General features: G+C 38.7%; 23 protein-coding genes, 5 tRNA genes and 1 pseudogene. 26 read left to right on the top strand and 3 right to left on the bottom strand.

Annotated elements, in window-relative coordinates; translation table 11 throughout:
- Positions 1–10: 10 nt before the first annotated feature.
- From rsmG to B1R93_RS14230, 6 genes are all read left to right on the top strand, one after another.
- Entirely contained in the window at positions 11–724 is a 714-nt protein-coding gene (gene rsmG / locus B1R93_RS14255) for a 16S rRNA (guanine(527)-N(7))-methyltransferase RsmG (protein ID WP_088104688.1), read from the top strand.
- Between the two features lie 154 nt (positions 725–878).
- Positions 879–1,727, top strand: coding sequence for a nucleoid occlusion protein (gene noc, locus B1R93_RS14250; RefSeq protein WP_088104603.1), 849 nt, complete (start codon positions 879–881; stop codon positions 1,725–1,727).
- Between the two features lie 226 nt (positions 1,728–1,953).
- Positions 1,954–2,715 (top strand): ParA family protein, encoded by a 762-nt coding sequence (locus B1R93_RS14245; RefSeq protein ID WP_088104602.1) that lies wholly within the window; start codon positions 1,954–1,956, stop codon positions 2,713–2,715.
- Positions 2,708–3,559, top strand: coding sequence for a ParB/RepB/Spo0J family partition protein (locus tag B1R93_RS14240; protein WP_088104601.1), 852 nt, complete (start codon positions 2,708–2,710; stop codon positions 3,557–3,559). The genes B1R93_RS14245 and B1R93_RS14240 overlap by 8 nt, the downstream gene beginning before the upstream one ends.
- 102 nt (positions 3,560–3,661) lie before the next feature.
- Entirely contained in the window at positions 3,662–4,813 is a 1,152-nt protein-coding gene (locus tag B1R93_RS14235) for an aminotransferase class V-fold PLP-dependent enzyme (RefSeq protein ID WP_088104600.1), read from the top strand.
- A 14-nt stretch (positions 4,814–4,827) separates the two neighbouring features.
- The gene (locus tag B1R93_RS14230) at positions 4,828–5,535 is read left to right on the top strand and encodes a DUF554 domain-containing protein (RefSeq protein ID WP_088104599.1); all 708 of its coding nucleotides are present in this window, start codon (positions 4,828–4,830) and stop codon (positions 5,533–5,535) included.
- A gap of 27 nt (positions 5,536–5,562) precedes the next feature.
- Here the strand turns inward: B1R93_RS14230 and yyaC are convergent, their stop codons facing one another.
- Positions 5,563–6,210: a spore protease YyaC gene (yyaC, locus tag B1R93_RS14225; RefSeq protein WP_088104598.1), complete on the bottom strand. Its 648-nt coding sequence runs from the start codon at positions 6,208–6,210 to the stop codon at positions 5,563–5,565.
- Between the two features lie 104 nt (positions 6,211–6,314).
- Between yyaC and B1R93_RS14220 the strand changes: the two genes are divergently transcribed.
- The 6 genes from B1R93_RS14220 to rpsR all read left to right on the top strand — a co-directional run bounded on the left by B1R93_RS14220 (position 6,315) and on the right by rpsR (position 10,181).
- On the top strand, positions 6,315–7,343 hold the full coding sequence (locus tag B1R93_RS14220) for a YkvI family membrane protein (RefSeq protein WP_088104597.1): 1,029 nt from the start codon (positions 6,315–6,317) through the stop codon (positions 7,341–7,343).
- Positions 7,344–7,414: 71 nt separating this feature from the next.
- Positions 7,415–7,615 carry a DUF951 domain-containing protein gene (locus tag B1R93_RS14215; RefSeq protein WP_088104596.1) on the top strand — a complete coding sequence of 67 codons (201 nt, stop codon included), beginning with the start codon at positions 7,415–7,417 and terminating at the stop codon, positions 7,613–7,615.
- Positions 7,616–7,741: 126 nt separating this feature from the next.
- On the top strand, positions 7,742–8,842 hold the full coding sequence (gene ychF / locus B1R93_RS14210) for a redox-regulated ATPase YchF (RefSeq protein ID WP_088104595.1): 1,101 nt from the start codon (positions 7,742–7,744) through the stop codon (positions 8,840–8,842).
- A gap of 215 nt (positions 8,843–9,057) precedes the next feature.
- Positions 9,058–9,345, top strand: coding sequence for a 30S ribosomal protein S6 (gene rpsF, locus B1R93_RS14205; RefSeq protein WP_088104594.1), 288 nt, complete (start codon positions 9,058–9,060; stop codon positions 9,343–9,345).
- A 24-nt stretch (positions 9,346–9,369) separates the two neighbouring features.
- Positions 9,370–9,879, top strand: coding sequence for a single-stranded DNA-binding protein (ssb, locus tag B1R93_RS14200; protein ID WP_088104593.1), 510 nt, complete (start codon positions 9,370–9,372; stop codon positions 9,877–9,879).
- A gap of 68 nt (positions 9,880–9,947) precedes the next feature.
- On the top strand, positions 9,948–10,181 hold the full coding sequence (gene rpsR, locus B1R93_RS14195; protein WP_088104592.1) for a 30S ribosomal protein S18: 234 nt from the start codon (positions 9,948–9,950) through the stop codon (positions 10,179–10,181).
- 54 nt (positions 10,182–10,235) lie between these two features.
- On the opposite strand, the gene B1R93_RS23465 is transcribed toward rpsR, so the two are convergent.
- Together B1R93_RS23465 and abnA are read right to left on the bottom strand one after the other, a co-directional pair.
- Positions 10,236–10,664, bottom strand: coding sequence for an RICIN domain-containing protein (locus B1R93_RS23465; protein WP_245308305.1), 429 nt, complete (start codon positions 10,662–10,664; stop codon positions 10,236–10,238).
- An 18-nt stretch (positions 10,665–10,682) separates the two neighbouring features.
- Positions 10,683–11,627, bottom strand: a pseudogene (abnA, locus tag B1R93_RS23460) (arabinan endo-1,5-alpha-L-arabinosidase AbnA); the annotation flags it as partial.
- A gap of 453 nt (positions 11,628–12,080) precedes the next feature.
- Between abnA and B1R93_RS14185 the strand changes: the two are divergent.
- The 14 genes from B1R93_RS14185 to yycH form a co-directional block, all read left to right on the top strand.
- On the top strand, positions 12,081–13,019 hold the full coding sequence (locus B1R93_RS14185; protein ID WP_088104591.1) for a YybS family protein: 939 nt from the start codon (positions 12,081–12,083) through the stop codon (positions 13,017–13,019).
- A gap of 11 nt (positions 13,020–13,030) precedes the next feature.
- Positions 13,031–15,001, top strand: coding sequence for a DHH family phosphoesterase (locus B1R93_RS14180; protein ID WP_088104590.1), 1,971 nt, complete (start codon positions 13,031–13,033; stop codon positions 14,999–15,001).
- Entirely contained in the window at positions 14,998–15,441 is a 444-nt protein-coding gene (rplI, locus tag B1R93_RS14175) for a 50S ribosomal protein L9 (RefSeq protein ID WP_088104589.1), read from the top strand. Before B1R93_RS14180 ends, rplI begins: the two co-directional genes overlap by 4 nt.
- Positions 15,442–15,626: 185 nt before the next feature.
- The gene (gene dnaB, locus B1R93_RS14170) at positions 15,627–16,991 is read left to right on the top strand and encodes a replicative DNA helicase (RefSeq protein WP_088104588.1); all 1,365 of its coding nucleotides are present in this window, start codon (positions 15,627–15,629) and stop codon (positions 16,989–16,991) included.
- Between the two features lie 265 nt (positions 16,992–17,256).
- Positions 17,257–18,543, top strand: a complete 1,287-nt coding sequence (locus B1R93_RS14165) for an adenylosuccinate synthase (RefSeq protein WP_088104587.1) — start codon at positions 17,257–17,259, stop codon at positions 18,541–18,543.
- A 314-nt stretch (positions 18,544–18,857) separates the two neighbouring features.
- Positions 18,858–18,933: transfer RNA gene (locus B1R93_RS14160), tRNA-Lys, on the top strand.
- A gap of 13 nt (positions 18,934–18,946) precedes the next feature.
- A tRNA-Glu gene (locus tag B1R93_RS14155) sits at positions 18,947–19,021 on the top strand.
- Between the two features lie 13 nt (positions 19,022–19,034).
- Positions 19,035–19,111 (top strand) — tRNA-Asp (locus tag B1R93_RS14150).
- 43 nt (positions 19,112–19,154) lie between these two features.
- A tRNA-Phe gene (locus tag B1R93_RS14145) sits at positions 19,155–19,230 on the top strand.
- A 277-nt stretch (positions 19,231–19,507) separates the two neighbouring features.
- Positions 19,508–19,580 (top strand) — tRNA-Thr (locus B1R93_RS14140).
- A 358-nt stretch (positions 19,581–19,938) separates the two neighbouring features.
- Positions 19,939–21,405, top strand: coding sequence for a peptidoglycan DD-metalloendopeptidase family protein (locus B1R93_RS14135; protein ID WP_088104586.1), 1,467 nt, complete (start codon positions 19,939–19,941; stop codon positions 21,403–21,405).
- A 136-nt stretch (positions 21,406–21,541) separates the two neighbouring features.
- Complete coding sequence (yycF, locus tag B1R93_RS14130) at positions 21,542–22,252, top strand: response regulator YycF (protein WP_088104585.1); 711 nt, start codon at positions 21,542–21,544, stop codon at positions 22,250–22,252.
- Complete coding sequence (gene walK / locus B1R93_RS14125) at positions 22,252–24,072, top strand: cell wall metabolism sensor histidine kinase WalK (RefSeq protein ID WP_088104584.1); 1,821 nt, start codon at positions 22,252–22,254, stop codon at positions 24,070–24,072. Before yycF ends, walK begins: the two co-directional genes overlap by 1 nt.
- A partial coding sequence (gene yycH / locus B1R93_RS23970; protein ID WP_425348962.1) for a two-component system activity regulator YycH occupies positions 24,069–24,158 on the top strand: 90 nt, incomplete at its 3' end. The genes walK and yycH, both read left to right, overlap by 4 nt.

Genomic DNA, 24,158 nt, shown 5'->3' with positions numbered 1-24,158 from the left:
AAGGTTGCTTATGAGCAAAGAACAATTCATCCCTTTTTTGAAAGAAAAAGGGATTTCACTTTCTTCAACACAATTAGCTCAATTTGAGCGTTATTTTGAAGTGTTAATTGAATGGAATGAAAAAATGAATTTAACTGCGTTGACAGAAGAACATGATGTCTATCTAAAACATTTCTATGATTCCATTTCAGCTAGCTTTTATTATGATTTCCAACCTGGTCAACGAATTATTGATGTCGGCGCAGGAGCTGGTTTTCCAAGTATCCCAATCAAAATTGTACATCCTGATATTCACGTTAGTATTGTTGATTCATTAAAAAAGAGAATCGGTTTTCTTGAGCATTTAGCTTCAGAACTAAAACTAGAAAATGTGGCGTTTTTTCATGACCGTGCGGAAACGTTTGGACAAAATCCTGCTCACCGGGAAAATTATGATGTAGCCACTGCACGTGCAGTGGCGAGAATGTCGGTTCTTTCAGAGCTATGTTTACCTTTAGTGAAAGTAGGAGGGGACTTCGTAGCAATGAAAGGTGCAGGAAGTGGTGATGAATTAGCAGATGCAGAAGGGGCCTTAAAACAATTAGGTGGAAAGGTCATGAGTGATTATCGATTTACATTGCCAATTGAAGAAAGTGAGCGGCATATCGTATTAGTGAAGAAAGAGAAAAAAACGCCTAAAAAATATCCGAGAAAGCCTGGAACCCCGAATAAACAGCCATTATAGTGTTTCACGTGAAACGGAAAGTTTCATTTGATGAATTTTCACTTGACGATCGAGTCAATAGCGAGATATAAAAGAACTAGGAAGAAAAGAAGGATTTGTAGCTAGGCATGTCGAATATAGTAAGACGGTTATTATCAGAAGGTGGTGTCAGGCGATGAAGCAACCGTTTTCACGCCTATTTGGCTTTAGTGACAAACAAGATGAAGAAATTGAAATTGAAGCAAGTGGGAATGAAGAAGTAAGACAAATTGCTATTGCAGATATTGTACCAAATCGATTTCAGCCACGAACAATATTTGATGAAGAGCGTATTGAAGAGCTTGCTCAGACAATTAGAACACATGGTGTTATCCAGCCGATTGTCGTACGTGAACGAGATGGTAAGTTTGAGATTATTGCTGGTGAAAGAAGATGGCGAGCTGTTACGAAGTTAGGTTGGGATTCAATACCGGCTTTAATTAAGGAATTCAACGACTCGCAAACCGCTTCTATCGCTCTAATTGAGAACCTCCAAAGAGAAGGATTGACAGCCATTGAAGAGGCCATTGCGTATGCGAAATTAATTGAGCTTCATGGGTTAACTCAAGAAAGCTTAGCGCAACGATTAGGAAAGGGCCAATCAACGGTTGCCAATAAACTTCGCTTGCTTCATCTGCCTGAAATCGTTCAACAAGCAATTCTTGAACGTGAAATTTCTGAACGTCATGCAAGGGCACTTCTTGTTTTAAAGGATGCAGACTTGCAAACAAAGCTTTTAAGTGAAATTACCGAAAAACATTTGAATGTGAAACAAACGGAAGAACGTGTCAAACAAATTCTTGAAGGTCACCAACCAGTCAAAAAAAAGGCGACTCGTAAATCATTTTCTAAAGATATGAGAATTGCAATGAATACAATAAGACAGTCAGTCGATATGGTTCTAAAAAGCGGACTTCATGTTGATACTGATGAAGAAGAACATGATGACTTTTATCAATTCACGATCCGTATACCGAAGAAATAATCTATCGATGAACGATAGATTATTTTTTTGATGTATTTTCAGAATTCAAAAATTCAGCGCTAGCTATTGTCACTTTACAAGTAGTAGGGGAGACTTATCTAGTTATTAAAACAATGTGATGAAATAGAACTAACTTTAAAGAACGAATAGATTTCTAAAATGTTTTCATAGATTTTGTGTTAAAATAAAAAGCGATGTGATGTTTGAACGGAAAGTAGGTGACAGCGTGGCCAAAATCATTGCTGTAGCAAATCAAAAGGGTGGAGTCGGAAAAACGACGACAGCTGTCAATCTAAGTGCATGCTTAGCTTATATAGGAAAAAAAGTTCTTTTAGTCGATACAGATCCCCAAGGAAACGCAACAAGTGGTGTTGGAGTTGAAAAAGGTGATGTAGACGAGTGTGTGTATGACATTTTAGTTGAGGATGTCGACGCACAAGAAATTATTCGCAAAACAGCGGTTGAAAACTTAGATGTATTACCTTCAACGATTCAATTATCTGGTGCAGAGATTGAACTTGTATCAACGATTTCAAGGGAAGTCCGTTTAAAGCGTGCGTTGACAGGTGTAGCTACAAATTATGATTATATTTTTATTGATTGCCCACCATCACTGGGCTTATTAACTATTAATGCATTAACAGCAGCTGATTCTGTATTGATTCCCGTACAGTGTGAATATTATGCCCTTGAAGGTTTAAGTCAATTATTGAATACGGTAAGACTTGTACAAAAACATTTGAATACCGATTTAGCAATTGAAGGTGTCTTACTGACGATGCTTGATGCACGAACAAATCTAGGAATACAGGTTATAGACGAAGTGAAAAAATATTTTCGCGAAAAAGTTTTTGATACGATTATTCCAAGAAATGTTCGCTTAGGTGAAGCGCCAAGCCATGGGAAACCTATTATTATATACGACGCAAAGTCACGAGGTGCCGAAGTGTATGTAGATTTAGCGAAGGAAGTGGTGGCTAGTGGCTAAAGGGTTAGGTAAGGGATTGCAAGCATTCTTTCCAGAACATGAAAATGAAGGACAGGATAAAGTTGAGGATGTATCGGTGTCTCAGCTTCGTCCTAATCCGTATCAACCTCGAAAAACATTTACAGATGAAGCGATTCAAGAATTAGCTGATTCAATTGAACAACACGGCATTTTACAGCCGATTATTGTACGTAAAAGTATAAAAGGGTATGAAATCGTCGTTGGAGAAAGACGTTTTCGTGCAGCTAAAAAGGCTGGTTTAAAAACAATACCTGTTGTTGTTCGTGAACTTAATGAACAGAAAATGATGGAGCTTGCGCTGATTGAAAACCTTCAGCGTGAAGATTTAAATCCAATTGAAGAAGCAGTTGCTTATGAAAAACTTCTTGAGCATTTATCAATTACACAAGAGGAATTAGCGAAGCGATTAGGAAAAAGCCGACCACATATTGCAAATCATTTACGACTTCTCCAGCTTCCAAACGTCGTTCAACAATTTATTTCAGATGGAAAACTGACTATGGGTCATGGACGGGCATTGCTAGGTTTAAAAGAAAAGCAAAAGCTGTCGGCTCTATTAGAAAAAGTACTTCAAGAGAAATTAAGTGTTCGTGAAGTGGAGCAGTTGGTCAATCAGTTAAATGAACGTGTTTCACGTGAAACAAAACGAAAAAAAGTTGAATTACCTCCTTTGTTAAAGGAGAGACAAGACTTTTTGCGTTCGCATTTAGGAACATCTGTTGCAATTAAACAAGGTAAGAAAAAAGGAAAAATTGAGATTGATTACTTTTCTGAAGAAGATTTGGAGCGGATTTTACAACTTCTTGTTCAAGAAGAACAATAAATTTATAATAAAGTTTGAAGCAGTGTGCAACGAAGCCACTGCTATTTTTCTGAAAATATATCGAAAATGCGTGTAAAGTTAAACTATAAAGGAGAAGAATACATGATTTACTTTGACCATGCAGCATCATCCTATCCGAAACCAAAATCGGTTGGAGCAGCAATGCTTGAAGCAGTCAATGAATACAGTGCAAACCCTGGAAGAGGGGGACATCAATTAGCTGAAAAAGCAAGTGAAGTTATTAGCGAAGCGAGAGAAAAAATAGCGACTTTATTTGGAGCCCCTAGTAAGAAGCATGTTTGGTTTTATCAAAATGCAACGATGGCTTTAAATCAAGCAATTATTGGTTTTCCATTTAACGAAGGAGACCATGTTATAACCTCAACGTATGAACATAATTCTGTCTTAAGACCGTTAGAACAATTAAGACGGAATAGACAGATTGATATAACATATATTGATCCAGGCGAAGATGGTGTCATTACAGTTGAAGAAGTTAAGGAAAAGCTGAACGCAAATACGAAAATGATCGTACTATCACATGCATCAAATGTAACAGGTGCATTTATTTCATTAAAACCAGTTGCTGAAGTGGCTAAAAAGGCAGGTGCTATCCTAGTAGTCGATGCTTCTCAAACAGCAGGAACACTACCAATTCATATGGAAGAGATCGGAATTGATTTACTAGCATTTGCTGGTCATAAAAGTTTGTTAGGACCACAAGGAACAGGAGTATTAATAAGTCGTTCCGATTACCAATTGGCGCCATTAGTTCATGGTGGGACAGGTAGTTATTCTGAAATTATGGAGCAACCACAAAAATGGCCTGATCGTTATGAGGCAGGGACTTTAAATACACCTGGAATTGCTGGATTATTAGCTGGGATTGATGAAATAAATCGTATCGGGTTAGAGCAGATTTATTTACATGAGCAGAAGTTAATGGAGCAATTTATAGCAGGTCTAAATGAAATAAAGAGCATCATCTATTATGGGCCAACTAACTTATCAAAGCGAGTCGCTGTTATTCCGTTTCGTATGGCTGAAATTGAAAGTCATGAGCTAGCCATGATTTTAGATGAACATTACAATATTGCTGTACGTGCAGGTTTGCATTGTTCACCTAAAACGCATCATTATTTAAATACAGTTGATGTAGGGTTAGTAAGGGTAAGTTTTGGCCCTTATAATACATCAGCTGAAGTCGAAAAATTATTGCACGCATTACAAGAAATTGCTCAAGCATTCAATTAGATAGGGGAGTACAAATGGTACTAACAGGTACAGTCGTAAATGGATTAGCCATTATTATAGCCGTTTTTTTAGGATTACTCGTCCCAACGATCTCGGAAAAAATGAAAACGACGATTTTGCAAGCAATTGGCCTTGCTGTTGTTGTTCTAGGAATTGGAATGGGATTGAAAAGTGAACAATTTCTTATTGTTATCGGCAGTCTTGTCATTGGTGGAATTGTAGGTGAGCAGCTAGATTTAGAAGGTAAATTAAACTATATTGGGACGTGGATAGAGAAAAAGCTGGGTTCTAAGCAGGAGGGGTCTGTAGCCAAGGCTTTTGTTACGACAACCCTTATTTATGTCGTGGGAGCAATGGCGATTTTAGGAGCATTAGATAGTGGCATAAGAGGGGATCATTCTATTTTATATACGAAAGCTATGCTAGATGGATTTTCAGCGATTATTTTCACATCGACTTTAGGATATGGTGTTATCTTTTCGGCGATACCAGTTATCCTTTATCAAGGTGGTATTGCGCTATTAGCTACACAAATTAACGAACTTATTCCACAAGCTTTAATGGATGCTTTTATCGTTGAAATGACAGCAACTGGCGGAGTCATGATTATTGCCATCGGTCTAAATATTTTAGGTATCTTAAAAATTAGAGTTGCTAATCTACTCCCTAGTATTATCGTCGTGGCCATCCTCGTTACGATATTATATCGTTTCCCGATTTAAAGAAAAAAGACGCACTATAACCAGTGGTTATAGTTGCGTCTCTTTTTTTGCTTTTAAAAAGATACTCGGCTTAAATGCTTCTAAAAGACTTGGTGTTTCTTTTCGTTCTGGTAATGTTAAATCTGCTTTTTGAATGGCCGTAGCAATCATATCAGCCATTTTCATTACCGTGTGCAATCTCGTATTCTGTAAAACAAAGTATTCCATCATTCCACCAATATTCACGATCCCAGTCATATGAATATCGCCAACCTCTGGAAGCTGCTTATTCACCGCAGCCCCAGGCTTAAGTGGCCCATGTCCAAGTGAGATATGACCAACACTTGAAGATTGTCCTAAACAAGCATCAATCGCCAGGATAAAAGGGCGTGGATGCTTTAAATAAATTTCATTTAGTCTTTCTTTTAGATTGACAGCATGAACAGGAGATTCTAGCGTACCGTACACTTGAAAACGTCTTAAATTAGTAGATTCTAGCTTTGAGCCAACTAGTGGTCCTAATGAATCACCAGTCGAGCGATCTGTCCCAATACAGACAATAACAAACTCTCGTCGGTGATAGATTTCAGTCATTTGTTGAATTTTGTCTGCGAGCTGTTGACTAGCTCCTTCCTCATCCATATGAACTCGAATCGAGTCATGTTTTTTTCCAAAAAGACGATGGTTTGTACTCATATCTTGGGCTCCTTTACCATAGTAGTAACAGTATACGGATATTTTTTCCTTTCTATACATAAAGAGTCCAAAAAGACTAAAAAGAGAAGGGGGGAGTGGTTAATATGTGGGCAAGCGGGTTTAAATGGATGTTTTTGATTATAGGAACAATGATTGGTGCTGGTTATGCATCGGGACGCGAACTTTGGGAGTTTTTTGGTGCTGAAAGTGGACTAGCAATTGTATTATTTACCATTTTATTTAGTGTTTGCTGTACGGTTATTATGACAATCAGCTATAACAAAAAAACCGTTCACTATTTGCCAGTTCTCGAACTATTATTAGGAAAACGGTTATCAAAGCTATACGATACAATGATTATGTTGTATTTATTTTCTACGACAGTCATTATGCTTGCAGGGGGAGGAGCGACACTTGAGGTTATTCATTTACCTTATTGGATCGGGACAATTATTATTGGAGGACTAGTTGTTGTTTTATTCATTTGGGATACAAAAGGCATGACATCCATGAATGCAGTCATCATTCCAATATTGATTATCTCATTGATTGGACTTTTGCTTGCCTTTCAGTCACTAAAGGGGTTTCCAATTCAATTTACGTTACAGGAACAAGGAAATTGGCCATCGGCTCTTACATTTACCGCTTTAAATATTTTACCGTTAATTGCAATTTTAGCGGCGATAGGTACTGAGATTAAAACAAAAGGAGAAATTTGGATTGGTAGTGTCGGAAGCGGAATAATCCTTGGGGGAATCTCATTTTTATATAATGAATCACTTTTGCAAGTAGCGGGGGATATTATGTTTTATGAAATTCCGTTATTTGCGATATTAAAATATTACCCGTATTTTATGGTTCTAATTATGTCAGCCTTACTTTGGATTGCGATTTATACAACAGCCGCAGCAGGTGTTTTTGGATTAATTTCTAGAGCGAGGGAATACATTAAAGGTCCAGCTTGGATGATTGCAATGTTATTAATCGCATTAATGGCCCCATTAACGACATTTGGATTTTCCAATTTAATCGCGGTTCTATATCCGTTATATGGTGTTTTAAATTTATATGTATTTGCATCGATATTACTCTATCCGATATTTCATCATGCTTCATTAAACAAAGCTGGCTAATCCATTACCCATCATTGCCCATTTTCGTGTATAATACAAACAAGTGACGCTCGGGAAGGGAGGCATGATGCATGGTAGAAAAGGAATTTGCTCTACATGACATTGTTGAAATGAAAAAGCAGCACCCTTGTGGGGAAAATCGTTGGAAAGTCATCCGTATGGGAATGGATGTTCGTATAAAATGTCTTGGCTGTCAGCATAGTGTCATGCTGCCACGAAAAGAATTTAGTAAGAAACTAAAAAAAGTACTTGAGCATGCCAATGAATCATAATAAGTAAAGGCAATGATGAGGAAGTAATTCCTCTTCATTGCCTTGTTTTTTTGACAAGCTCTCACTATAATTGGAAGGGATGAAAAAGCGATGAAACTCTGAATATAAAGAAGGAAGTGAGCCGTTATGGCGTTAACAACTGGAATCGTTGGTTTGCCGAATGTCGGGAAATCAACGTTATTTAATGCAATTACACAAGCAGGTGCTGAATCTGCAAACTACCCGTTCTGTACTATCGACCCAAATGTCGGGATTGTAGAGGTCCCTGACGTTCGACTACAGAAGTTAACAGAATTAGTAGATCCTAAAAAGACAGTACCAACTGCATTTGAGTTTACAGATATTGCAGGAATTGTTGAAGGGGCAAGTAAGGGTGAAGGGTTAGGAAATAAGTTCCTTTCACATATTCGTCAAGTAGATGCGATATCTCATGTTGTACGTTGCTTTGCTGATGAAAACATTACCCACGTATCAGGAAGTGTGAATCCACTTCGTGATATTTCCGTTATTAATTTAGAATTAATTTTGGCAGATTATGAATCAATTGAAAAACGAATTACACGGGTTGGCAAGCTAGCAAAGGCCAAAGATAAAGAAGCTGTTGCTGAATTGGAAGTACTTGAGCTTCTAAAAGAGGCATTTGAAAATGAAAAGCCTGCAAGAAGTATTGACTTCACAGATGAGCAACAAAAAATCGTAAAGCAGCTCCATCTATTAACGAGTAAGCCTGTTCTTTATGTTGCGAATGTAAGTGAAGAAGATTTGCTTGGTGATGAAGACAATGAGTATGTGAAACAAGTAAAGGAATTTGCAGCTGGTGAAAACAGTGAAGTCATTGTTGTCTGTGCAAAAATAGAATCAGAAATCGCTGAGTTAGATGGTGATGAAAAGCAAATGTTCCTTGAAGAATTAGGCATTGAGGAATCGGGGTTAGATCAGTTGATTCGTGCAGCGTATCAATTACTAGGTCTAGAAACATATTTCACAGCTGGGGTTCAAGAGGTGCGTGCTTGGACATACCGCAAAGGCACAAAGGCTCCGCAAGCTGCTGGCATCATTCACACCGATTTTGAGCGTGGTTTTATCCGGGCAGAAGTCGTTTCTTATGATGATTTAATGGAAGCGGGATCAATGAACGCAGCTAAAGAAAAAGGAAAAGTCCGTTTAGAAGGAAAAGATTATACGGTTCAAGATGGAGATGTTATTCATTTTAGATTTAACGTATAGCAGAATGTGTTTTAACTTAACTCAGTTCGTTAATCTCATGTAAAGATGTAAATAACTTATTAAAATAGCAGAGCAAGAAAAGATTGCTCTGCTTTTCTCTTGAACCCGATGATTGGTTCTGTTATAATCTGATAATGCGAGTGAAATGACTCATAAGATGAGTTTTGCTCCTTGCTCCGAAACTGGAGCCGTTAGACCAAAAGGAGGTGACTGGAATGCGTAAGTACGAGATTATGTACATCATCGCTCCCAACCTAGAAGAAGCAGCTAATAAAGAGATCATTGAACGTTACAATGGTGTTCTTACAACGAATGGTGCTGAAGTTGAAAAGGTTGAAGAGATGGGTAAGCGTCGTTTAGCATACGAAATCAATGATTTTCGTGAAGGTTTCTATGTGCTACTAAAGGTACAAGCTAACTCAGAAGCGATTGCTGAATTTAATCGTCTTATCAAAATTAACGACAACGTTATCCGTGTCTTAATTACAAAAGACGAAGCGTAATAAATAGATGTGGGAGGGGTACGGATGCTAAACCGTGTTGTACTTGTTGGACGCTTAACGCGAGATCCAGAACTACGGTATACGCCAAATGGAGTGGCAGTTGCAAACTTTACGCTTGCAGTGAACCGAGCATTTTCTAACCAGCAGGGGGAGCGCGAAGCAGATTTTATTAACTGTATCGTATGGCGAAAACCAGCAGAAAATGTAGCCAACTATTTAAAAAAGGGTAGCTTGGCAGGTGTTGATGGCCGAATCCAAACACGAAGCTATGACAACAATGAAGGTCGTCGAGTCTTTGTTACTGAAGTTGTAGCAGATAGTGTACAATTCCTTGAGCCTCGAAGTGCAAACCAAGGGCAAGGGCAAGGAAACGATTATTTTGGTGGAGCCGGTGGTCCTGGGCCAATGGGTGGCAATGACTTCGGAAAGCAGCCAAATCAAAATCAAAATCGTCAATCAGGTGGATTTAATGATGATCCATTTGCTAATGATGGCAAACCGATTGACATTTCAGATGATGATTTACCGTTCTAACCCCTTTTTCCACTCTTAGACAAACAAGTAACCCGATATAGAATCTTGAATGAAAGGAGTGCTGTATAATGGCTCGTCGTGGTCGTCCAAAGCGTCGTAAGGTTTGTTTCTTTACTGTAAACAAAATCGAAAAGATTGACTATAAAGATGTAGATTTACTAAAACGTTTCATTTCAGAGCGTGGAAAAATTCTTCCTCGTCGTGTAACTGGAACATCTGCAAAATACCAACGTCAATTAACAACTGCAATTAAGCGTGCTCGTCAAATCGCTTTATTGCCTTATGTTAACGATGTTAACTAATAAAGTGAAAGCATGATAGAGGATTCCTCTATCATGCTTTTTTAGGTGCTTGTATTAGTTAATTCTAACTAGTTGCCATTGCTGATTATTACCACCGTGATAGTCAAATTGGATAATATCAGAACCATTTGAAGTACCGTATCCATCAAGTGCTTTTCCAGAGTGACGGTTTACGATTCTGTAATAGCCATTCCCTAAAGGCACTAAGCTCCATTGTTGGTTGTTACCACCAAGGTCTGAAAATTGAACAGCATCGCCTCCATTGCTTGTACTCCATTGGAAAATTTCTAACGCTTTTTGACTGTTTACGTTTGTTAATTTATGATACCCGTTATATAAATCCGTGATCGTCCATTGTTGATTCGTTCCACCATTATCTGACCACTGTACAACATCGGCTCCGTCAGCTGTGCTTTTTCCACTTACTTCTGCTAATCTACCAGATGCACGGTTTACTAATTTATATCTAGAACCAGTCTGAATGACGGCTGCATTTTTATCATAAGTAGGCCAGCCGTTTATATCCCAATATAAGTCATTTATTAATAGTCTTGGTTCACCATTCTTTTCGGCATCATAGGCATGGCGAACGAGGATATTGTTATACACATCTTGATGTCCAGGTCCAATCCAACGGTCATTACCGGCATCTAAAATCGTACCTCCACCGTTCATCATATTTACGCCATTTTTATCTAAGTAAGGACCAGTAATAGAAGTAGAACGACCGTATGCGATTTTATACGTACTGTCTGTACCTTGGCAGCATTTGTCAAAGGAAACAAATAAATAATAGTATCCATCCTTATACGTAATATTAGGAGCTTCAATCGCTTTTTCAGGATGATTAGGTCTTGCAGCAATCGAATAAAGCTGTCCAGTTGGTTTCATAGTGCTTTTGTCTAAACGCGTGAGTTTAATACCGGACCAAAATGAACCGAAGGATAGCCATGGGTCACCATTGGCATCTATCACTAAATCACCATCGATGGCATTGTAGTCATTTGAAGTTGTCGAGCGGATGACTAGTCCATCATCTCTCCAGTTTCCTGAGCTAATACTAGTAGTTGAAAGAAGACCAATGAGGGAAGTGTTGGAGCCGAACGAAGATACGGAGTAATAGAGCCAATATCTCCCGTTGTAGAATTGAATATCAGGTGCCCATTGTGCACTTGTGTGGTTAGGAACATAGGTTTTCCACCATGATAGGGGCTGTGGAAAGATAGTCGGGGCAACAGACCAATTTTTTCCGTCATTTGATGTCAAAACTCTAATTCCATTTTTATCGACTTCGCCTGTTCCAAAAGCCCACCATGTGTTACCTTCTTTAATAATTGATGGATCATGTAACATCAGTTCACCAGATAAATCCCAAAAGTCAGCAGAAACTGTTTGACAAAGAGCAAAAACCATAAATAGTGTTAATAAAATTGACTTACCTCTCATCTTTAAATGTAGCATCATAATCCCTCCCATTAATTAACATGTTAATAAGTTTTTTTTGCAGAGGTCTCCTTTCCTAAAAATAATCACCCTGATGTAAGCGTTAACAAATATAGATAACAAACACCATCGGGTAATTTCAAATTTGATTATAATCTAGCTTTATTTGATTAACAATAATAAAAATAGTTTAATATAAATATTAATAAAAAAGTCCTTGCTTTTTAAGCTGATGAGAGAGTCGAAAGTAATATGATTTTCTTCTTATTAGGTATTTCGGTATGGACCTTTCCATTTGGGGAGAGGCTTTTTTTGTAGGTTGTATGACGACATAGTGACTAGACTTTAATTTTCCCTTTAAGTACGCTAAAATAAACAAGGATATGGGAAACTGTCAAAGGGCTTGTGAAAAATATGTAAGAGACAGTTTTTGGTTTAAAAAAATGAGGTGAATATGTGAAACGAACGAGAATACTTACAGAGGGGGCAATATTAGCGTCTCTGTTTACCGTTTTTTTACTAGTGAATCTTTATGTTCCGCTCATTAGTATTGTAACATTATGGGTGCTTCCACTTCCTTTTATTGTCTTCGTTGTAAGAAGAGGATTGAAGCCTGGACTTATGCTGTGGGCGATTACATTGATACTCGCACTAATTGTTGGGAGTCTACCTGCACTACCGCAACCGCTTGTTTTCGGAAGTGCTGGACTTGTGATTGGTGAACTGTATCGAAGAAAGGCTGAAGGGTTTTCTATTCTTATTGGTGGAAGTCTGATTTATACGTTTAATATGTTAATGGCTTATTTGGCCTTAGTTTTGTTCATGGATGAAAACCCAATGCGTTTTTTCGCTACTATCATTCGGGAACAAATTCAACTTACCGAGTCAACATTAGAGAGTTTTGGACAAGTACCAGATGAGTCTTTAAAAGCGATGTATGACATAATGGATATGCTCGTCTATTTAGCTCCTGTTATGATTATTTTGATGGGACTAATTTTAGCGGTCATTACAATCACGCTAGCGACGCTCATATTACGACGTTTAGGGCATGAAGTAAAAGGCTTACCACCATTTCGTGAGTGGAGGTTTCCAAAATCATTTCTATGGTATTATTTAATTGTCATGGTTATTGCTATGATAGGGGTTGAGGAAGGTACGACACTATTTCTAATTATTTGGAACTTGTATCCTCTGCTGGAGATGATTTTGGCAGTACAAGGGTTTGCTGTCATCTTCTATTACTGTCACTATAAAAAGATGAATAAGGCATTACCAATCCTTATTGTATTCGCAGCCTTTATTTTATCACCTCTACTCTATTTAATAAGGATTTTAGGTATTATTGATTTAGGCTTTGATTTACGAAATCGATTGACTAGTCAGAAAAAATAGGAGCTGACATTATGCCAAAGTTTTTGATGAAACGGTGGCATGGCTACCACATTATTACCCTATATGTTATTACGGCTCTCTTCATTGGTATTTTAGCGTTATATCAGTGGCAAATCGGGGTTTTGGGCTTTTTCATATTGGGTGTAATGGCGATTTTTACGATTCAAGCAAGACTCGGCTTTGAACGCGATTTAGAAAAATATATCTCGACCCTTTCCTACAGGGTAAATAAAGCCGGGGAAGAGGCTGTTACAAAAATGCCTGTTGGAATGGTCCTTTATAACGAGGAATTTATTATTCAATGGGTAAATCCATTTGTGGCAACGAACATCGGGGCAGATTTAGTTGATAGGCCGTTAGAAGAGCTTAGTGAAGAGCTTGTTTCTCTTGTTGAAGAAGACATAGGTGAAGAAATTATTCAATTAAATGAAGTTTATTATCACGTTTATTTTAAAGCAGATGAACGACTTATTTATTTCTTTGATGTTACTGAAAAAGAAGAAACGAAAGAGTTATTTGAAGAAACCAAAACGGTGATAGCCCTTATTTATCTTGATAATTATGATGAAGTGACACAAGGAATGGATGACCAGGTCCGTAGTAGGTTAACGAGTCAGGTTACCTCATCATTAAATCAGTGGGCAAATGAATTTGACATATTACTAAGACGAACAGCATCGGATCGATTTGTCGCAGTCCTTAACCAGAAATCATTACAACTCGTCGAAGAACATCAATTTGATATTCTAGATATGATTCGGGAGGCAACTGCGAAGGAAAAGGTACCGATTACATTAAGTATCGGTGTTGGGACAGGCGAAACCTCGTTACGGGAGCTCGGAAAATTAGCACAATCAAGTCTAGACTTAGCACTTGGACGCGGCGGCGATCAAGTTGCAATTAAGAGAAAGAACGGTAAAGTCCGCTTTTATGGTGGAAAGTCAAATGCAATGGAAAAGCGAACGCGAGTGAGGGCAAGGGTCATCTCTCATGCGTTACGTGACTTTGTTCTTGAAAGTGATCGCGTTATTATTATGGGTCATAAAAATCCTGATATGGATGCGATTGGGGCGGCCATTGGTGTGTTAAAGATTGCGGATGTGAATGGTAAGGAGGGCTATATCGTCCTTGACCCAGATGACGTTAACCATGATGTTCAAAGGTTAATGGAAGAGGTTGAAAGGCATGATCATTTATGGTCACAGTTTATGACACCTGCTGAGGCAGAGAATGAAATTACAGACCGAACGCTTTTAGTTGTTGTTGATACACATAAGCCTTCACTTGTTATTGAACCGAAGCTTTTAGACCAGGTTGAGCGAATTGTTGTTCTAGATCATCATCGTCGTGGTGAAGAATTTATTGAGGATCCTGTTCTCGTTTATATGGAGCCCTATGCATCCTCAACAGCGGAATTGGTAACGGAACTTCTTGAATACCAGCCGAAGCAGCTGAAGATGGATCGTCTTGAAGCGACAGCGCTTCTTGCTGGGATAATTGTCGATACAAAGAGCTTTGCCGTGCGTACGGGCGCTCGTACATTTGACGCTGCATCGTTTTTACGTTCTAACGGTGCTGATACAACACTCGTGCAAAAGCTGCTTAAAGAGGATTTGGACCAATATGTAAAACGGGCACGGCTTGTAGAATCGGCTGAATATTATCTTGAAGGGTTTGCAATTGCGACAGCAAGAGAAGGTGAAACCTTTAATCAAATTATCATTGCCCAGGCTGCTGATACGCTACTAATGATGAAGGATGTTGTTGCATCGTTTGTTATTTCGAAAAGACAGGATGGCATTGTTAGTATTAGTGCACGCTCATTAGGTGAGATTAATGTTCAAGTCATTATGGAGAGGCTGGATGGTGGCGGGCATCTCACAAATGCAGCTACCCAATTAGAGGATATTTCGTTAGAGGAAGCAAAGCATATGCTTCAAGAAGCAATAGAGATAGATTATGGAGGAGGAAACGACCGATGAAAGTTATTTTTTTAGAAGATGTAAAGGGTAAAGGGAAAAAAGGGGAAATTAAAAATGTTTCAGAGGGTTACGCAAGAAATTATCTTCTCCCTAACAATCTAGCTGCTGAGGCAACAAAAGGAAATATGAAAAATTTAGAAGCTCAAAAAAAGAGCGAACAAAAAAAAGCAGAGCAAGAGTTAGATGCAGCAAAAGCGTATAAAGAGGAACTAGAAGCATTAACCGTTGAGATAAAGGCAAAGTCTGGTGAAGGTGGCCGTTTATTTGGGGCTGTTTCAACAAAACAAATAGCAGAAACGCTTGCGAAAATGAAAAAGAAGGTCGATAAGCGTAAGATTTTATTAGATGACCCAATTCGCACGCTAGGGTATACCGATGTACCGATTAAGATTCATCCTGAAGTGATTGCAAAAGTAAAAGTACATGTTGTTGAGGAATAATAGCAGGCTTTTGAGAGGGTGTTACAAAAGGTTGATTTCAGACCTTTGTGACATCCTTTTTTGAAAGTTACACCTCTATAAATAAGACAAGTTAGTCATTTTCCTTAAAATACAAACCCACTTTTCTTGAAAACCTGTTATTCTAGTAGATAGCTTCTAATAGATTGTAGAAAGGAAGAACGCACATGAGCGATTTATTTGCTGACCGTACCCCTCCTCAAAATATTGAAGCTGAGCAAGCTGTGCTAGGGGCTATATTTTTGGCTGATGAAGCGCTTGTAACAGCATCAGAGCGATTAATGCCAGAAGACTTTTATCGTGCTTCGCATCAACGTGTGTATCAAGTGATGCTAGATTTAGCGGGAAAAGGTGAACCTGTTGACCTTGTCACGGTTACATCTGAACTGCAGGATCGAAAGTGGCTAGATGATATTGGTGGTGTTCCTTATTTAAGTGACTTAGCGAATGCTGTTCCGACAGCGGCTAACATTGAGTACTATAGTCGCATCGTTGAAGAAAAGTCTGTTTTGCGCCGTTTAATTAAGGTAGCGACCAATATTGCCGCAGAAGGCTATCAAAGTGAAGAAGAAGTAGATGCCATCCTGAATGAAGCAGAAAAAACCATTCTGGATGTTTCTCAACGTAAAAATACGAGTGCATTTATTTCGATTAAGGATGTTCTCGTTGAAACATATGATAAAATTGAAATGCTTCAAAACCATAAAGGGGATATTACTGGGATAGCTACTGGCTTCGTAGAGCTAGATAAAATGACAGCTGGATTCCAACGTAATGATTTAATAATCGTTGCCGCTCGTCCATCTGTTGGTAAGACAGCTTTTGCCTTAAACATTGCTCAAAATGTGGCGACGAAAACGCAAGAGAATGTGGCAATCTTTAGTTTAGAGATGGGAGCGAGCCAGCTTGTGCAGCGTATGCTTTGTGCAGAAGGGAATATTGATGCCCAACGTATGCGGACCGGAGCACTTAATGCCGAGGACTGGCAGAAGCTTACAATGGCAATGGGGAGTCTAGCTAAAGCGGGAATTTATATTGATGATACACCTGGTGTTAAAGTCAATGACATTCGGGCAAAATGCCGCCGTCTTAAGCAGGAACATGGACTTGGAATGATTATGATAGACTATTTACAGCTCATCCAAGGAAGCGGACGTGGCGGAGAAAACCGCCAACAAGAAGTTTCGGAAATATCCCGTACATTAAAAGCGATTGCCCGTGAACTAGAGGTTCCTGTTATCGCTCTTTCTCAGCTTTCACGTGGGGTAGAATCTCGCCAAGATAAACGCCCAATGATGTCAGACATTCGTGAATCGGGAAGTATTGAGCAGGATGCCGATATTGTTGCCTTTTTATATCGCGATGATTATTATGACAAAGAATCAGAAAATCAAAATATTATTGAAATTATTATTGCTAAGCAGCGTAATGGTCCAGTCGGTACAGTTGAATTAGCGTTTGTAAAAGAATATAATAAATTTGTTAATTTAGATCGTCGTCATGATGAACGAGATATGCCACCAGGCGCCTAATATGTGAATGAAACCAGCTTTTGATGTAGCTGGTTTTTATTATATAATGAGATTACTTTAACGTAGATTCATAAATATTTATAGGTTATATTGCTTAGTGCAAGGCTTCTCAGGGTAGCTTTGCATTTTTTATGTATACGAACAAAAGTAAAAGTTAAGAATAATAATGTTCGTGTTTCATTGACTTTGATTAGCAGACCTTGGTATACTATGTAATGGTTTTGGAAAATTTCTCGGCTCGTACGTCGAGGCGGAGGTGCAACAGATGTCATCAGTTGTTGTTGTAGGTACACAATGGGGCGATGAAGGTAAAGGAAAGATTACAGATTATCTTTCAGAAAAGGCTGAAGTCGTTGCTCGTTACCAAGGTGGAAATAATGCAGGACATACGATTGTTTTTGGTGGAGAAAAGTATAAGCTTCACTTAATTCCATCAGGTATTTTTTATAAAGAGAAAATTTGTGTAATCGGTAATGGAATGGTTATCGACCCGAAAGCAATTGTCGAAGAGTTGGCTTATTTGCATGAACGTAATGTAGATACAAGTAATCTTCGTATTAGTAATCGTGCACATGTGATTCTTCCTTATCATTTGAAGCTTGATATTGTTGAGGAAGAGCGTAAAGGTGAAAACAAAATTGGTACGACGAAAAAGGGAATTGGCCCTGCTTACATGGACAAGGCAGCACGTAATGGAATTCGAATCGCTGATTTATTAGATAAAGAAGCTTTTGAAGAAAAGCTTGAGCGTAACCTTGCTGAAAAGAATCGTCTTTTTGAAAAATATTATGAAGTTAGTGGCTTTACTAAAGAAGAAATTCTAGAAGAATATTATGAATATGGACAGCAAATTGCGAAATACGTAACTGATACTTCTGTTGTCCTAAACGATGCTTTAGATGATGGACGTCGTGTGCTTTTTGAAGGTGCTCAAGGAGTGATGCTTGATATCGATCAAGGAACATATCCATTTGTTACTTCATCTAATCCAATTGCTGGTGGAGTTACAATTGGTTCAGGTGTCGGTCCATCAAAGATTAATCATGTTGTTGGGGTTTCAAAGGCTTATACTACACGTGTTGGTGATGGTCCTTTCCCAACGGAATTACATGATGAAATCGGTGACCGTATTCGTGAGGTTGGTAATGAGTATGGTACGACAACAGGTCGCCCGCGTCGAGTTGGTTGGTTTGATAGTGTCGTTGTTCGCCACGCACGTCGTGTTAGTGGTTTAACTGATTTATCTTTAAATTCAATTGATGTACTAACAGGCATTCCTACTCTAAAGATTTGTACGGCATATAAATACCGTGGAGAAATCATTGAATCATTCCCTGCTAGCCTTAAAGTATTAGCAGAATGTGAGCCTGTATATGAAGAATTACCGGGTTGGGATGAAGATATTACTGGAGTGAAATCACTTGATGAACTTCCTGTAAATGCTCGTCATTACATCGAGCGAGTATCACAGCTAACAGGTATTCCTCTATCAATTTTCTCAGTAGGTCCTGACCGTAATCAAACGAATCAAGTACGTGGTGTTTTTGCCTAATTGAAAGTTAGAAAGAACGCAAGCGAGAAAACACTTGCGTTCTTTCCTACTATTCGCTATCCTTTAGAAAGAAAAAACACTGATTTCATAATGAATAAAAAAAGTTTTCAAAAGTACTTGCGTCATGTTTTTTGTTGTGTTATTATAAATCTTGTCGCTGATAAGACAAGTTAAGCGACTGAGACACAAAGTTAGCTCAGTTGGTAGAGACGAGCATTACTTCGTCGAATTACAACGAGTTGTCTCGACACAGCATGCTACGAAGTATAGCTAGCAGAGGAAGAGACACAAAGTGAATTATCTTCAAAATACAAGAGCCATTAGCTCAGTTGGTAGAGCATCTGACTTTTAATCAGAGGGTCGAAGGTTCGAGTCCTTCATGGCTCACCATTCATTTTAGAATGGCCCGTTGGTCAAGCGGTTAAGACACCGCCCTTTCACGGCGGTAACACGGGTTCGAATCCCGTACGGGTCACCATTAACTTTATATTGGTCCGGTAGTTCAGTTGGTTAGAATGCCTGCCTGTCACGCAGGAGGTCGCGGGTTCGAGTCCCGTCCGGACCGCCATTTTTATAGAAATCAATAATGAGCTTAATTTCTCATTTTATCTGGCTTGGTAGCTCAGTCGGTAGAGCAATGGACTGAAAATCCATGTGTCGGCGGTTCGATTCCGTCCCAAGCCACCATTTATTATACTTGCTGGTCTAGCTCATTTCGTAGAGACGAGCATTTTTTACGTCGACTAAGAGTTGTATCGACACAGCAAACAACGAAGCAAAGCTAGCAGAGGAAGAGACACAAAGCATAAAGTGAGATCCATAAAACCATGCCGGTCTAGCTCAATTGGTAGAGACGAGCAGTGGCATCGTCGGGTAAACGTCGAGTTGTCTCGACACAGCAAACAACGAAGCAAAGCTAGCAGAGGAAGAGACACAAAGCATAAAGTGAGATCCATAAAACCATGCCGGTCTAGCTCAATTGGTAGAGCAACTGACTTGTAATCAGTAGGTTGGGGGTTCAAGTCCTCTGGCCGGCATCCTTAAAGCGTTTCATACGCTTTTTTTATTGTTTAGGAAACTACAGATGACAGGTTTGTTGATAAGTGAAAGCATAATCGAAGAAGGCAATGGCTTAATATGTACAAAGGTTATCCCTTACGCTCTAGGGATAACTTTTTTTATTGGAATGACAATTTTGGGAAACTGATGGAAAATACATGACAAAAACATTACAATCTTTTTTCAAAATGATTTAATCTGCACAGGAATGATTACATATGCTAGAATATAAAAGGTTGTGGAATGCTGTCAAAAAATAAGAAAATTAGAGAGATAGAGTAACATTTAGTAAATCTATGAATGAAGGGTTTAGGACCTGTGTAGGAGGAGAAGGGTATGAGGTGGTTGTTAAAGCATCGTAAACAGCATCTAATAGATCGTCACCCTAATACGATAAACCGTTTTACTATTGTATTATTTAGCATACTAATGCTAGGGATATTAGGGGGCTGGGGTCAACTTACGCTGGCTGCGGACTCAAATTCAGATATTGATGTCATTTACCATGTATATGTGAATCAAAAGCATATCGGTTCGATAGAAAATAAGGAACATTACGATCGGTTAGTTGAAGAGTTATTTGAATCCTATGAAGAAAAGGATCCAGGATTATCTTTACAAATAGGAGAGAAAGTCGACATTATACCTGAATACGTCTTTAGCGCACGTGCGAATACAGAAGAAACAATCTCAACCTTGAAGTCAAGTTTATCGGTTGAAGCAAACGCTATTGCACTTGTAGTGGAAGATAAAAATGTTCTTTATTTGCGATCGGAAGAAAAAGCGGAACAACTGTTAAATGCTTTTACATTACAATATATTGATGAAGCTGATTATGAACAGTATTTGCAATTTGAACGAAATGGACAAGCCAAAACGTTAGATGTCGACGAAAAACGTATTACAGATGTATCATTCACACGTGATGTAGCTTTTAAAGCAGTTAGCGTTGATCCGAAAGACATTTTATCGATTGAAGAGGGGCTTCAGCTTCTTAATTTAGGAGTATTAGAAGAACAGCTTTATCAGGTAAAAGAAGGAGATGTCCTAGGAGCCATTGCAAGCAAGCATTCTCTTACGATTAATGAATTGTTAAAGTTAAATAAAGATTTAAAAGAAGATAGTGTGTTGCAAATTGGTCAGGAGCTTCATGTAACTGCCTATGAGCCAGTGATTGAAGTCCTCGTTGAAGAGGCACGAAAAGTGAAAGAAGAGATTCCTTTTCAAATTGAAGTCATTGAAGATGATACGATGTGGAAAGGTGAACAAACAGTAAAGCAAGAAGGAGAAATAGGCTACCAAATCTCTGAATATGAGACTCTTCGAAAAAACGGTCAAACAATCAAACGAGAGTTAATAGCTGAAGAAGTCATCGAAGAACCTGTTACGAAAACAATTGTAAAAGGGACGAAGGAAATGCCTTCTCGTGGAAGTGGAAGTCTAGGCTGGCCGGCAGTAGGTGGTTATATATCTAGCTATCAAGGCAATCGCTGGGGGCGTTTTCACCGCGGGGTAGACATTGCAAGACCGAGTAATTATAATATTTTAGCAGCTGATAATGGTGTCGTTACATATGCTGGTAACAATGGTGGCTATGGGAACATGGTTCGTATTAATCATAACAACGGCATGGAAACCTTATATGCTCATTTGCGTTCAATTGATGTTAATGTTGGCCAAACGGTAACAAAGGGACAAAAAATTGGAGTGATGGGGTCAACAGGGAATTCAACGGGGATTCATCTCCATTTTGAAGTCTATGAAAATAATAGCTTAAAAGATCCGATGGATTATTTAAACTAAGAACGTATGTAATCGTCTCTGTTATGCAGGGGCGATTTTGTTATATTGTAATTACCAACGGTTCCTACCGACGAGATGAGTAGACTTATGTTAGAATATGGAGAGAGATTCAATTGGAGACGGGAGCGATTTTGACATGGATAAACATATATTAGTCGTTGATGATGAAAAACCAATTGCAGACATTTTAAAGTTTAATTTAGAAAAAGAAGGATTTGAAGTGACTTGCGCACACGATGGCCTTGAAGCTATTGAATGTGTTCAAAAAATTGAGCCAGATTTAATATTACTTGATATTATGCTTCCCCATAAGGATGGTATGGAAGTGTGTCGAGAAGTAAGAAAAAAATATGACATACCGATTATTATGCTAACAGCAAAAGATTCGGAGATAGATAAAGTTTTGGGCTTAGAGCTTGGCGCAGACGATTATGTCACGAAGCCTTTTAGTACGAGAGAGCTTTTAGCTCGCGTTAAGGCTAATTTACGCAGACATAAAGTGAGTGGTGAGGATCTATCATCACAAAAGGAATTATCAGTCGGAGATTTAACGATTTATCCTGATGCCTATCAAGTAAAGCGTCGTGGGGAAACAATCGAATTAACGCATCGCGAATTTGAATTGATTCATTATTTAGCAAAGCATATTGGACAGGTTATGACAAGAGAGCACCTTCTTCAAGCTGTGTGGGGCTATGATTATTTTGGAGATGTACGTACGGTTGACGTAACGGTTCGCCGTTTACGTGAAAAAGTGGAGGATAATCCAAGCTATCCAACATGGATTATTACGAGAAGAGGGGTTGGCTATTATTTGTGTCCGCCTGATCAACAGGAGAATTCTTAATGGAACGAAAGGTTGGCTTTTTTAAGTCAGTTCAATTTAAGTTAATTATCATATATGTTCTCCTCATCTTAATTGCGATGCAAATTATAGGCGTTTATTTTACTAGACAATTAGAAGATCAGCTCGTTTCTAATCACTTTGAGATGGTTGATGAACGTGTTAATCTCCTTGTTTATAATCTTGCTCAGGAATTAGTCAAGACGGGTGAGGAACGAAGTACATTAAGTTCAGATATTAATGTGTTGCTTAGTGAAATTTTTGGAATTGAAAATGCAGAGGTCCAAGTTATTGATAAAAATGGCATTGTATTAAGTACATCTAATGTTACGAATCGTCATTTTGTGGGGCAGCAAAGTGCAGAGGTACGTGTTAAAAGAGCACTAATTGGTACCGATTATGAGGATGTTCTCCGTGATCCTAAAACGGGTCATCTGTTGCGTGTCATGGCCGTCCCAATTAAAGCAAATGACGAGACAATTGGAGCTGTTTATATTGAAGCTTCAATGGAAGAAATCTATGAGCAATTGCAGCAAATCAATAATATCTTTGCAAGTGGAACTTTTATTGCCCTGGCAATAACGGTCGTGTTAATTATCCTATTAGCACGAACGATAACCGGTCCTATTGTTGATATGAGAAGGCAAGCGCTTCGCATGGGGCATGGAGACTTTTCAAGACAGGTTACGGTTTATAGTACTGATGAAATTGGTCAATTAGCAAAATCTTTCAATGAATTAACATTTAAGCTTCATGATGCGACAGTGACAAGGGACCGTGAGCAAAAGAAGCTGAGCTCCGTTTTAACTCATATGACAGATGGGGTGATTGCTACGGATGAGACCGGTCAAATCATTTTGATGAATAAACGAGCTGAGGAGCTTCTCGGCGTTACGAGCAGTCAAGTAATGAGAGCATTTTTACCTGATGTGCTTGGCTTATCAGACACAACAACAATTGATGATTTATATGAGCAGACAGATTCAATGATTCTAGATTTTAGTAGTGACGTTAATGAGTTTCTCTTGGAAGCAAACTTTACAATTATTCAGGAGGAAGATGGTCCAATTAACGGTTTAATTGCTGTTCTTCATGATGTAACGGAGCAGGAGAAAATCGAAACAGACCGCAGAGAATTTGTTGCCAATGTTTCACATGAGCTCAGAACCCCTTTAACGACAATGAAAAGTTATTTAGAGGCGTTAGAAGATGGCGCCATTCGCGACGAGGAACTAGCACCGCGCTTTTTAAGTGTTACACAAAATGAAACAGAGCGTATGATCCGTCTTGTTAATGACCTATTACAGCTTTCTAAACTAGATAGTCGTGATTATCGTCTTACATTTAACTGGGTTGATTTTAGACAATTTCTTAATGATGTTATCGATCGTTTTGAAATGGTTGCCCAGGATAAGAACATTGTGATTACAAGACAAATTACGGAACATCCAACCTATGTTGATATTGATCGCGACAAGTTAACACAAGTACTCGATAATATTATTTCAAACGCGATGAAATATTCACCAGAGGGGGGGAACATCACGGTAACATTGCTTCATCAAGGACATAATGTTCGGGTTAGCATTTCTGATGAAGGAATGGGCATTCCGCGGGAAAGTCAGTCGAAAATTTTCGACCGTTTTTATCGTGTTGATAAAGCGCGTGCACGCAGTGTCGGCGGGACTGGATTAGGCTTGGCTATTGCAAAGGAAATGGTACACGCTCACGGTGGAGAAATCTGGGTTGAAAGTGAGGATGGGCAAGGAACAACGATATACTTTACGCTACCATATTCAACATTCAGGGGGGGAGAGGCGTGAATTACGAGCATTTCAAGACTGGCTTACTCATTGGTTTAGTAGGGTTGAGCATTATCTTGACTTGGCAGCTATGGACGTTTCAGCCT

The sequence above is a fragment of the Halalkalibacter urbisdiaboli genome (genome assembly GCF_002156385.1).
GTDB classification, from domain to species: domain Bacteria; phylum Bacillota; class Bacilli; order Bacillales; family Bacillaceae_D; genus Halalkalibacter_A; species Halalkalibacter_A urbisdiaboli.
The sequence above is the reverse complement of the archived record's forward strand: the minus strand, read 5'-3'. Positions and strand labels throughout refer to the sequence as shown.